The following is an 11,671-nucleotide window of genomic DNA, read 5'->3' on the forward strand; positions in this document are numbered from 1 at the left end:
CGGGCGGCGGGTAGCGTCTGTAGAAATGTCGAAGTTATTTCAGGACAGCTCCTTAACTGCTCACCACTGAATATCGAATGCTAATACAATGCACAAAACCATTCCTGCCAATTTGATCACCGGCTTCCTGGGCTCCGGTAAAACCACGGCCATCCTTCACTTGCTCAGGCAGAAACCCGACCATGAAACCTGGGCTGTGCTGGTCAATGAGTTTGGCGAAGTCGGCATTGATGGCGCCCTGCTACAGGGGTCTGCAGCACGTAATGATATCGCCGTGCGAGAAGTGCCCGGTGGCTGTATGTGCTGTGTGGCCGGGCTACCCATGCAGATTGGCCTCAATATGCTGATCGCCCGCAGTAATCCGGACCGGCTGCTGATTGAACCCACCGGGTTGGGGCATCCACAGGAAATCATTAACACCCTTCAAGGCGAGTATTATCAGGCGGTTCTGAGCCTGGAAGCCACCATCTGCCTTGTGGATCCCCGGAACCTTGAAGATCCCCGATACCTTGAGAATGACAATTTTCGGGATCAGATTCATCTGGCGGATGTACTGGTAGCCAACAAAACGGACTTATCCTGCAAGGATGACCGTAGACGCTTTGAGCTGTTTGCAGACCAGCTACCGGCACCAAAACCAGAAATAGCCTGGGTTAAGCAAGGTGCATTATCTGTTGCCTTGCTAGGTCTTCCTCGCCGTGACCGTGTGGCGGTTAACCCCAAAGCACACCATGCCCACCACAAGAGCCCTGATCAGCAACAAGGGACGGAACCTATAAGCCTCAAGCTGCCGGAAGGCCAGCTTTTTCTGCGCAAGGAAAATAAAGGACAGAATCATTTCAGTTGTGGCTGGCTGTTTTCAGAAAGTACTTCGTTTTCTTTTGACCGGCTGTTTTCACTGATTCACTCACAAACTGCCCAGCGGTTAAAAGCTGTGGCAAAAACAGATCAGGGCGTAAAAGGGTTTAATATGCAGGATGGCATCGTCAGTGTAATAGCGATCGAAGAAACTCCGGACAGCCGCCTGGAAATCATCAGCAGTGCGCCTATGGACTGGGATGACTTTGAAACCCGGCTGCAGAAAACCATTATTTACCAACCGGCATAAGCCGGTTTGTTCTTATTCAGTAACGAGCGCTGTTAATTCAGCACGATTTATTTTGTTCAGAATGTGAACTCGACTCATTGCCAAATATCATGTTAAGTTTTCAAATAACTTTAAACGATCTAAACACCCGGTTATTTTGTTAACAAAATAACATCAACAACCTATTTTCAGCATGATCATTAATTTCCAGGATAGTTGTAATGAATTTTGATAATATCAACCTCCGCCCTGATTTTCCCAATTTTTTCAGTACAGATTCTCAAGATACTAAAAGTGAGCAAGTCGATTTTGCGTCTTTTCATGCAGGTATATCCCCACCTCGGACGCCCACTCATTTGTCTGCAGGTGGAACAACAACTGGTTTTGCTGAATGTGATGACAACTCCAGATTTGAAAATGTTGGTGCTGTCTCATCTGATGAGGCCGTCAGCCACCTGAAGGTAGCCCATGCATCGCCTGCAAACACTGGCAAGGTTTGTGATCAAAACGGAAAATTCCCTGTTGAGTTTATTCAAGAAATGACGAACCTGGTGTTAGAGAAAGACAGATTCAAACCTGAAGACTTATCCCAAATAAAAGAAGAAAAAGAGGCACTGCCATTTTTATTGACACCCGATGAGCCAAGCGACGAGAACAACATCTTGTACAGTGAATACTTGAAGTTTATAAATCCTGATAATCCTGAAGATGAGCTTGAGGTTAAGGGAGTCCTGTCACTAGAAACTCTGGTGGACTATACACCGGAGCCAGGCACTGAACCAGAGATAAAAGCAATTTACTCCTATTGTGATGAAGATTGGGATATTCCTGAAGATTATGTTAATGCGAAGATTGTATTTGGAATTCTGAAAAGTGGTGAGCCATTCAAGTTCAATTACTGTTTCGATGTCAGCTGTCAGGAATCATCTCCCTCTTTACTCACTATTGCACCTGACTGGAACAGCCTGATAGCCGTAGATATGTGACCGTAGTTGTAACGCCGCAGAGTGACTGTCCACTTAGTCAGAAAATACGATTTCATTTGGTTAACTACTTATGCACAACTTCAGAAAGTGAGGCTGAACATGAACTACACTCAGCTATTTATCTTCCTACTGGCAGTCGGTATGGTTAATAATTGCAAAGCATCCGATTCAATATCCGACCATGATAACGGGATATCAATAGCAATGGACGAGATTAACTGGCAGTCTCATTGGGAGAACAATACCATTGGCTTCCATCTTGACCAGGCCAACCCTATGCTGCTGAAACACTGGCCCAAGATACGCGCAGTACCAAAGGATATGGTGTTTGTTCCGCTGTGTGGCAAAAGCCTGGATATGGTTGAACTCCATAGGCAGGGACACTTTGTTATCGGCTCTGAACTGAGTGAGATTGCGGTGCAGGCTTTTTTTTCCGAGCAAAGCCTCAATTATTCAAGGCAGGTAGCAGGTGAACACGAGTACTGGTCCAGCGAACGATTAGCCCTGATTCAGGGGGATTTTTTTACCCTGGCAGAGGAGAGTATTCCAGCCAGATTTGTTTATGACCGGGCAGCGCTGGTTGCACTCCCCCCCGCCGCGCAGGAAGCCTACATACAACATCTCCTGCGCATTGCACCAGATATTGAACAAATTCTGCTGATTACCGTTGAATATGATGATATTGCCGCAGCAGCGCCACCTTTCAGTATTCCAGCCAATCGGGTAAAAGAACTCTACGGTGGCCACTTCGAGATTGATTTGATCGAAACACGGGACACCAAACCCTCACCACGCAAACAGGCACAGGGTTTGAAAGTAATGACCGAGCATGTGTTCAAACTTGACCGAAAATAGCCTTAATCGGCAGTTTTTGAGCGTGAAGTTGAACTTACCGGCTATTACATGCAGAATAAAAAATCGATGGGCCAGCACCTGTGAGTGACTCAGTCACAAGCATTATGGTGAACGAGGGAACGTTTGCAAAGCAAGAGACCCCACTTTTCACGATGGAGTCCAATGTTAGCTGCGTGAACAAAAAAATAATATTTACATCAGGAAGATAACAAATGGTTTTTTATATTTTGGCCATAATAATCTCTGCAATCATTTTGGCCAGTAGTTATTGTATTAATGCTTTCATCAATAGAAGGCATGAGATGAAACTCCGACGAATCGAATTCCGTCTTGATACACTGAATTCGTTTTTGCCAGTGTATTTGTCCATTAAACAGCATTCAGACCCGTTTTCCCAAGACAATGCCTTACTTCCAAACTTGCAAAGCTCAAGACTGAAATTTCAACTCTATGGAAGAAAAGATGAGGACCAAATCTTTGATTCAATGATACAGGCATTAGAATCTCGTGATGTTGCTGTTTTTGTCAATAAATCACAGGAACTCATTGATTTGATCCGAATTCGAATAAAAGAAGAACTTGAGCTGGAGCTTTGAGTTAGCCTGTTTAAATTCGATAACAAACAATAATAATATTGGAGAAAGTGCTAAAAGCAGCTACATTCATTTCAGCAAACAATCCAGACGAGAACACTCATGCCAGCACTGTGGATACCGGATCAAAAAACAATAACTTCATCCAATCTTCAGGCATTTATCAACCGGGTAAAAGAAATTACAGGGTTGCCACTGAAGGATTATGCTGACCTGTACCAATGGAGCATTGAACACAGAACGGCCTTCTGGCAACAGCTGGCTGAATTCTATCGGATACAATTTCATACTCCACCATCCGCCGCATTAATAAACGACAGTATGCCGGGTGCTCAATGGTTTCCTGACTCAACACTCAACTACGCAGAACACCTACTGCAACGAAAAGATACTAAAACAGCCCTGATATTCACCGGTGAAAATGGCCGTCGCCGGACCCTGAACTACCGGGAACTCTATCACTGCGTAGCCGCTGCCCAACAGGGCTTGATGGCAGCCGGTATCAAAAAAGGGGATCGTGTTGCGGCCTTTATGCCCAACTGCCCGGAAACCATTATTTTGATGCTGGCCACCACGGCGCTTGGGGCAGTCTGGTCATCCTGTTCGCCAGATTTTGGTATTCAGGGCGTTCTGGACCGTTTCGGACAAATTGAGCCCCGGCTCCTGCTTTCGGCAGACGGTTACTTTTATGGTGGTAAAACCATCGACTGCATGGCAAAAACTGCAGAGATTCAGCAACAAATTCCATCGCTGGAAACCACCGTCGTCGTGCCTTTTGCCCATCCGGAACCGGATATCGGGCAGCTTGACAATGGGCTGCTCTGGGCTGATTTCTGTCAACCATCCCATGAATTGGTGCGTATCGAGCCGGTCGAGTTTAATCATCCACTGTTCGTTATGTACTCTTCAGGTACAACGGGCGTGCCCAAGTGTATTGTTCATGGTCATGGCGGAACGCTGTTACAGCATTTGAAAGAGCTGGGCCTTCATACCGATCTGAAAGCTCAGGATACGATATTCTACTTTACCACCTGTGGCTGGATGATGTGGAACTGGCTGGTTTCGTCACTGGCCATTGGCGCAACTGTCGTGTTGTACGATGGCTCCCCCTTTTATCCCGAACCTGCAACCCTGATGGATATGGCAGCGGCAGAGAACGTTTCCATTTTTGGCACCAGCGCCAAGTACCTTGCCGCCCTGCAAAAAGCCGGTGTCAGGCCGGCCAGCAGTCATAACCTTCAACATCTCAAGGCCATACTATCGACCGGCTCCCCCTTGCTGCACGAAAGCTATGACTATGTCTATCAAGAGGTAAAGCCGGATGTCCGCCTTGCTTCCATCTCCGGTGGCACTGACATCATCTCCTGCTTTGCCCTGGGCTGCCCGATACTCCGGGTCTATCGTGGTGAACTGCAGTGCCGGGGGCTGGGCATGGATGTTCACTTTGTGGATACTGCAGGTACTCCCCTGATCGAAGAAAAGGGAGAGCTGGTCTGCCAGGCCAGCTTCCCTGCCATGCCCATTGGCTTCTGGAATGACCCGGATGGCAGCAAGTACTACAACGCCTACTTCAAGGAGTTTAAAGGGGTCTGGGCACATGGAGATTACGGCGAACTCACCCGACATGGTGGCGTTATTATCCATGGCCGGGCCGATGCTGTATTAAATCCGGGAGGAGTACGCATTGGTACTGCCGAGATTTATCGCCAGGTAGAAAAAGTACCGGAAGTGCTTGAGAGCATTGCCGTAGGACAAGAATGGGAAGACGACACACGCATTGTGTTGTTTGTGCAGCTTCGTGCTGGCGTGACACTTGATGATCAACTGATCGAGAAAATCACCCACACCATTCGCAATAACACAACGCCTCGACACGTTCCCGCCAAGGTTCTGCAGGTCACCGACATCCCAAGAACCATCAGCGGTAAAATCGTCGAGCTGGCGGTGCGTGAAGTGATTCATAACCGGCCAGTAAAAAATACCGATGCCTTGGCCAACCCGGATGCCCTTGACCAGTTCAGAAACCGTCAGGAACTTTTTTTCTGAGCTTAAATAGTTGGCAAACTGGAATCGTATTTTCTGTCAGATGGACAGTTATCATGCAAGGCACAGCGCAGGGAGCATAGCCGAAGCCATGTGACAGGAGTTGTAACCCGGCAGGGTGACTGATCACTTCGTCAGAAAATGTGATTTGGTTAACCACTTATCCAGGGTCAGGAAACCAGCACATTAATTCGAGCCATCATGAGGTAGTAATTTTGATACAGCCATCAACCTCGCCCGGCAGCATTACGGCCAGCCACTCAAGACCTGCAACAACCCAGTCTGCCCAGCCACAGGGTCGGTGGGGGCAACGGGCTGTGTTCGCGGAATCTGACGCCGTACCGCTGTTACCGGACAATACCCGGGAGGCAAACCCGGTAAACGACCACAGTGAGATAAAAAACCGACAGCAAGACAGATCGTTGCAGCATCGTAAACCGGCCAGCACATCGCCCGGGGCTCGCCAGCTGCCGAACGCGGTGGTGTCGGCGGCTCCATCCGGCCTCGCTGCTGACACAGCCAACGCTAACCGTGACCGGTGGATAGCGGTGCCGGATGCCGCAACCCTTGGCAAGATCGGCCATGACCCTGGCTATCCACTCAATGGTCATTACCGACAGACCGGGGATGATATTGATGGCAGCCAGTTGGGCCAGCCCATCGGTAATGATACTCATCCGTTTACCGGCAGACTCCGTGGCAAAAAAAACGGCACCATTTGTAATCTCAGCCATTGTCTGGTGCAAACGCTCGGTGGTCCGGGCCAGATCGATGGCCTGAACTTTAACGGTGCCAACATAAGAGACAAAGGCCCGGTCGCGGTGGTGGCCTGTACCATTGCAGACGCTGCCAGGGTCAGTAATATCAGCGTTAAAAATGCCCATGTAGTAGCCCTGGGTAACAGTGCGGGAATTGTCGGCGGGGATGTCCGGGGAACGGTGTTCAACACCACCGCAATCAACTGCTCTGTGGCAACCTCCGCTAGCGGCGAAGAGACCGGGAGCGCAGGTATTGGTGCCGGGCTACTTCGTGGTAATGGTAATGTTGTCGATACCACTGCGGTGAACTGTCACGTGACAGCTACCCTCAGGGATGGAGGTGCAGGCATCGGCGCGGGTACGGCTTTCGGGACTGGCACGCTTGCTGACACCACGGCGGTGAACTGCACAGTCGAAAACTCCGGATATTATGGCTGCGCAGGTATTGGCGCGGGCAGAGCTGCTCTTTTTGGTATGGTTGCCGACACGACAGCCGTGAACTGTAACGTGACAGCTTCCGGCCGGTATGGAAGTGCAGGCATCGGCGTGGGGGGAGGCTTTTTTAGTGTGGCAACTGTTGCCAACACCACAGCGGTAAACTGCAATGTGACAACCTCCGGCACTGGCGGGGGCGCCGGCATCGGGGCGGGCATGCTTTTAACTGGATTTGATTCTACAAAGATTGCTGACACCACCGCGCTGAACTGTACCGTGGCATCCTCCGGAAAGGACGCATCTGCTGGCATCGGAGCGGGAATATTAGCTTCCAAAGCCATCGTTGCCAGCACCACAGCGATAAATTGCGAAATCGACAGTGAATATGCAGTGGCTTCTATCAAGGGTGGTTCTGACCCTGATATCTGTAATGTCCGCATCAATGGACACTGGGAAAACAATACCGTCCCTGGTTGTCAGCCCTGGCTGGATAATTTATGTGCAGGTATTGACCCTGGTCTGCTGACGCCGGATTGTCGGCCCGGTGATTATAATTTTACGGCACTGGCAAACAATCATCAGTGTGAGTTCTACCCTGTCGCCCCGACAACAATCCCAACCACTTTCAGCAATAGCAGCCCAAGAGCTTTGGGCCTGAATCAAGCCGCTTATGCCTGTATTGCCCTGGGCGGTGCGCTGTTTGTGTTGGCGGGGGTTTGCTTGTGCATCTATAGCTACTGTCGCAACCGGGCATCGTCTGCCGCTCCAACTGGCCATAGCCCCATATTGGCCGGGAGCACAGGGGACAATCCCGTGAACAGATCCCCCGAACACTCCGAGAACTCACTGCCCGATTTTGCAGAAGACAGCGATGATGGTGAATGGGTGCCGTTACTCCGGTTGGTATAGTATCTGAAGGTGGTTAAAGGCATTTGCTCACTTTGAAAGGGCGTTTATAAATAGTATTCCAAATTCGATAACCAATTTAAGTCATTCTTCAACCTGTGCTCCTTAAGTCTGGGGCGAATCGCGATGCCAGAGATCAAAAGGGCCGTACAGCCCTGCACTTGGGCAACTGCACTGACAATGTAGCATGTGCCGAAACCCTGATCAGGGCTGGGGCAGATTTAATGCCAGAGACTGCCTCGGTGAAACTGCACTTTTTGCGGCTGCCAGAAAAAACAATATCGGATACATTATGGCCCTGATTGATGCCAATGCAGATATTAACGTCAAAAACAACAGGAACGAGACAGCGCTGGAATTTGCCAGTGATGTACAATGCAAGCGAGCACTTGTCGGAGCCGGAGCCATGTACAGCTGGCAGTTAGAACTATTAGATGTTGCAGAAGCTTTGGACGATCTACAGTGCACTTTATCCTGATCCAGATTGGCTGCTGCCTTGGTTTGGACAAGGGGAAAAAACCGTTCTTTTCTTGCTATACCATGGCCATGACTCTGGTGAGGCGGATCAGGGCCTGAAGTCAGCGCCATCGGTCTTGGACATACGGATATTCAGTCCCCCATAACAGCACCTTCCCGCCGTGGATCGGCAGCCCCTTCCAGGCCTGACTGCTTTATAACAATGGCATGCAGACCGCTGTTCAGATCACGGACCGATACCTTATACCCCATTGCTTTTAGCGGTTTTGCCAGTAGTTGTGCATCAGTTCCGGACTCCAGCTCATAAGTGCCATGCATATTTATTCGGTGCGATAAACTAACGGCTTCATCCACGGGTAATTGCCAGTCCAGGTGCGCAATGATTGTTTTGGCAACATGAAGAATAATTCGACTGCCACCGGCTGAGCCAAGAACCATATAGGGCTTGTCATCACGTAACACGATAGTGGGCGACATAGAAGACATTGATCGCTTCCCCGGGCCTATGCGATTGGCCACCGGTTTGCCATCAATGAATGGCGTGAAGGAAAAATCCGTCATGGAGTTATTCAATAGAAAGCCACCGACCATCAGGCGTGAGCCAAATGCATTCTCTATGCTGGAGGTCATTGCCACCACATTGCCATGGTCATCAATAATGCTGATATGGGTAGTTGCCGGGAGTGCCAGTGCTTCACCGGGAGCCTGGCTGATGTCGTCAACGCCAGGTGGCAAACCCGGAGCAATCGTTTGCAGAGGCCTGCCGGGGCCAAGCAGCCGACTCCGCTCAAGAAGATAAGATTTATCCAGTAATCCCTCTGGCACATCAACGAAGTCAGCATCAGCGATATACAGCCCACGATCGGCAAACGCCAGGCGCGTTGCATCGCCAATCAGTTGCCAGCTAATGGGATTAGCCTTGCCCAGCTCAGCCAGATCGAAATGATCCAGCATCCCGAGAATCTGCCCCACGGTCAGCCCACCCGAACTCGGCGGCCCCATGCCACAAACCCGATATTCCCGGTAGTCGATACAGGCAGGGTCACGTTCCTGAACATGATAACGTCTCAGGTCACTCATACTGAGGAGGCCGGGGTTATCGGTTACTGAGTTCAGCGTTGTTACGATATCGCGACCGATCTCTCCCCGATAGAAGGGATCAATCCCGTCACTGGCAATAAGAGACAGAGTATTGGCAAATGGCAGGTTTTTCAGCAGATCGCCTTCCTGCACAGGACGCCCTTCGGGGTAAAAATAGTTTCTCGTGGTTTCATACCGGCCCAGACGTGTCTGGTCCATGGCCACAAGTCTGGCCAGCCTTGGTGACACAATAAATCCTTCCCGCGCCAGTTTAATTGCTGGCTTGAACAAGGTTTTCCAAGCCAGTTTTCCATGCTTTTGATGGACCTCATACATCAATTTGAGCAGGCCGGGAGTCGCCACAGAGTGTCCACCCACCACAGCATCATAAAACGCCCGGGGTTCGCCTGTTTCATCATTAAAGTGATCGGGCTTTACCAGCTCCGGCGCCGTCTCACGACCTTCCCAGGTTGATAACTGCCGAGCGCTATTATCAAAATAAACAACGAACCCACCCCCACCGATACCTGAAGACTGAGGTTCCACCAGATTCAATACCAGCTCAGTGGCGATGAGCGCATCAATAGCAGAACCGCCCTGTTTGAGAATGTCATAACCAGCTTGCACAGCATAAGGATTCGCAGCAGCCACCATATAGTCGGAGGCCTTGACCAGCTCCTGTTCTGTAGTGCCAGTGCCCGGCTCGGGTGCAATCTCCCAGGGAGGGATGGCGTCAGCCAGAACCAAATGAGCCAGCATCCAGAAGATGCCGACAATCCATGTAAGTGGTTTACCCACGCTTTAACCTCTCTTCCACAGGTGTCGACATTGCACGCTGATCGTCAGGAAAATAAACAAATGCCGGGTACAATGACCAATTTATCAATATCAAAACGAATAAGTTGTAGACTGGCTGAAGACGTTAAAGAAGAACAGACAAGCCAGCAACAGAGTCAGGAATTGTCCCGAGATAATTTTGACCTTTTGATACTCAGCAAGGTGCAAATTATTCCGGAGCAATTCCTTAGCGCCCTACTCCCAGCAAATTCCTGACATTCAATTTGCTGGAAAATATAAGTAACTGAACATCAAATAACCGGCTCCAGCCCTTTTTCCCGCTCAGTAACATACCGGTACAGATCTTGATATACCTCCCACAAATGAGAACCAAATAGTGGGTCAGACATCTGCTTAAGATCATTATCAACCAGTACCAGATCATCAACTGTCAATAATGACTGCATCGCCGGAATCATACACTGGTTTTCCAGTCTCATGTGCTCCCGCTGCAATTCACTGTAGAGGGTGTATTCTGCCAAGAGCAGATTTGTCGGGACACCCTGGTCTAAAGCAACGGTATGGAAAGCCTCCACAAGCCTATGGGTCATGGCCGTAATCTGCCGGTGTTGATCCTCAATCAAATCAAACTGAAACCGTTCTTCCTTGGTGGACAATCGGGGACGAAGCCTGGCCATCAACCTGGACTCAAGTGGGTGGTGAAATGCATCTGGATAGTTATGCATATAATCCAGCGCTTCAATGATAATTTTCAGATCAGGATTGTGCTCACTGCCTTTCCGGAAACCAGATACCTCGTAATCCAGATAGTCCAGCAAGCGTGCCATATGTTGATGGTCTTTGATGATCCGATCTATCACGGTGGTCATATAACATCCCCTTAAATATTTATTCTTCTCTTTTATAGGCCCTGCTTTTCTGGAGTATTGATACAAGTCAATTCTTCCTGGTTTCAAAGAATACCATGAAATTTTTTCCATGAAACTGATAGATAACAAGCTTCATCACCGGGTTTCATCGGATTGCAAAATATTCGTACGAAACACCATTTTATGCCCTGCATCAACAAACATCGCCAAGGGGAAAGGTAAGATATCGTGCATATTACCACTGGCCCGGAGATTATTGTGCCGCCCCCACTGAACATGCTTGAATACCTGGCACACGCCGGCGTTGATATCAAGCCTCTCATTGATGAGAAAGCCATTAAAAAAGAGTATTTAAGGCAGATATACCGTGTGGACTCGAGAGATAAAATTCTCGATAAAAAGGGCAGGATTGTTGGTAAATCAAGCAACCCACGGCATCTTTATTGATGGGCCACATAGATCAACCCCAATCCACCTGATGCCTCACTGATCTTTATCCGCAGCCATAATCAATTTACCAAACCCGTCGTAAAGCATTGCCTAATCGGGCCGCACAGGCAGATGGCCGCCCCGCAAAGAGCGATCCGCGGGGTGGCCATCCGCTTGAGTGTTAGTTCATTCTTTGCTATTTTCCACCAGTCTCATGTAGACCTGCCGTAAGCCGGGATGTAACGTGGGGCGGTCCCCCGCCTGCTGAGTTCGTGTAAGACTTGGGGAGGATGGGGCAAGGCGCCATCGTAAAAGCTCCCAATGTGGAACTTTTATGCGATAACCAGGCCTGGAC

Annotated in this window: 10 protein-coding genes and 1 pseudogene; 9 read left to right on the forward strand and 2 right to left on the reverse strand. The window is 49.4% G+C overall.

The window, feature by feature from the left end; all coding sequences use genetic code 11:
• The first annotated feature begins 88 nt into the window (after nt 1–88).
• The 8 genes and pseudogenes from KDK14_RS00360 (at nt 89) to KDK14_RS00390 (ending at nt 8,141) form a co-directional block, all read left to right on the forward strand.
• The gene (locus tag KDK14_RS00360; protein WP_257263029.1) at nt 89–1,108 is read left to right on the forward strand and encodes a GTP-binding protein; all 1,020 of its coding nucleotides are present in this window, start codon (nt 89–91) and stop codon (nt 1,106–1,108) included.
• A gap of 200 nt (nt 1,109–1,308) precedes the next feature.
• Entirely contained in the window at nt 1,309–2,073 is a 765-nt protein-coding gene (locus KDK14_RS00365) for a hypothetical protein (RefSeq protein WP_257263030.1), read from the forward strand.
• A 99-nt stretch (nt 2,074–2,172) separates the two neighbouring features.
• The gene (locus tag KDK14_RS00370) at nt 2,173–2,928 is read left to right on the forward strand and encodes a thiopurine S-methyltransferase (protein WP_257263031.1); all 756 of its coding nucleotides are present in this window, start codon (nt 2,173–2,175) and stop codon (nt 2,926–2,928) included.
• Between the two features lie 212 nt (nt 2,929–3,140).
• Complete coding sequence (locus tag KDK14_RS00375) at nt 3,141–3,524, forward strand: hypothetical protein (RefSeq protein ID WP_257263032.1); 384 nt, start codon at nt 3,141–3,143, stop codon at nt 3,522–3,524.
• Between the two features lie 99 nt (nt 3,525–3,623).
• Nucleotides 3,624–5,567, forward strand: a complete 1,944-nt coding sequence (locus KDK14_RS00380) for an acetoacetate--CoA ligase (protein WP_257263033.1) — start codon at nt 3,624–3,626, stop codon at nt 5,565–5,567.
• Nucleotides 5,568–5,779: 212 nt separating this feature from the next.
• Nucleotides 5,780–7,666, forward strand: coding sequence for a ZmpA/ZmpB/ZmpC family metallo-endopeptidase-related protein (locus KDK14_RS00385; RefSeq protein ID WP_257263034.1), 1,887 nt, complete (start codon nt 5,780–5,782; stop codon nt 7,664–7,666).
• Nucleotides 7,667–7,761: 95 nt separating this feature from the next.
• Nucleotides 7,762–7,848: pseudogene (locus KDK14_RS21555) on the forward strand (hypothetical protein); the annotation flags it as partial.
• A 2-nt stretch (nt 7,849–7,850) separates the two neighbouring features.
• The gene (locus tag KDK14_RS00390; protein ID WP_257263035.1) at nt 7,851–8,141 is read left to right on the forward strand and encodes an ankyrin repeat domain-containing protein; all 291 of its coding nucleotides are present in this window, start codon (nt 7,851–7,853) and stop codon (nt 8,139–8,141) included.
• Nucleotides 8,142–8,272: 131 nt separating this feature from the next.
• On the opposite strand, the gene ggt is transcribed toward KDK14_RS00390, so the two are convergent.
• Both ggt and KDK14_RS00400 read right to left on the reverse strand, forming a co-directional pair.
• On the reverse strand, nt 8,273–10,018 hold the full coding sequence (gene ggt, locus KDK14_RS00395) for a gamma-glutamyltransferase (protein ID WP_257263036.1): 1,746 nt from the start codon (nt 10,016–10,018) through the stop codon (nt 8,273–8,275).
• A 290-nt stretch (nt 10,019–10,308) separates the two neighbouring features.
• Nucleotides 10,309–10,887 carry a hemerythrin domain-containing protein gene (locus KDK14_RS00400; RefSeq protein WP_257263037.1) on the reverse strand — a complete coding sequence of 193 codons (579 nt, stop codon included), beginning with the start codon at nt 10,885–10,887 and terminating at the stop codon, nt 10,309–10,311.
• 228 nt (nt 10,888–11,115) lie between these two features.
• Here KDK14_RS00400 and KDK14_RS00405 point away from each other — a divergent pair, with 228 nt between their 5' ends.
• A complete protein-coding gene (locus KDK14_RS00405) occupies nt 11,116–11,334 on the forward strand; it encodes a hypothetical protein (protein WP_257263038.1) in 219 nt (72 codons plus the stop codon).
• Nucleotides 11,335–11,671: the final 337 nt, after the last annotated feature.

It is taken from the genome of Endozoicomonas sp. ONNA2, from assembly GCF_024606365.1.
Lineage (GTDB): Bacteria > Pseudomonadota > Gammaproteobacteria > Pseudomonadales > Endozoicomonadaceae > Endozoicomonas.

Coding starts and splice junctions, on each gene's coding strand:
- KDK14_RS00365 (WP_257263030.1), top strand. CDS start 1,309: ATGAATTTTGATAATATCAACCTCCGCCCTGATTTTCCCAATTTTTTC.
- KDK14_RS00390 (WP_257263035.1), top strand. CDS start 7,851: ATGTGCCGAAACCCTGATCAGGGCTGGGGCAGATTTAATGCCAGAGAC.
- KDK14_RS00380 (WP_257263033.1), top strand. CDS start 3,624: ATGCCAGCACTGTGGATACCGGATCAAAAAACAATAACTTCATCCAAT.
- KDK14_RS00375 (WP_257263032.1), top strand. CDS start 3,141: ATGGTTTTTTATATTTTGGCCATAATAATCTCTGCAATCATTTTGGCC.
- KDK14_RS00370 (WP_257263031.1), top strand. CDS start 2,173: ATGAACTACACTCAGCTATTTATCTTCCTACTGGCAGTCGGTATGGTT.
- KDK14_RS00400 (WP_257263037.1), bottom strand. CDS start 10,887: ATGACCACCGTGATAGATCGGATCATCAAAGACCATCAACATATGGCA.
- KDK14_RS00360 (WP_257263029.1), top strand. CDS start 89: ATGCACAAAACCATTCCTGCCAATTTGATCACCGGCTTCCTGGGCTCC.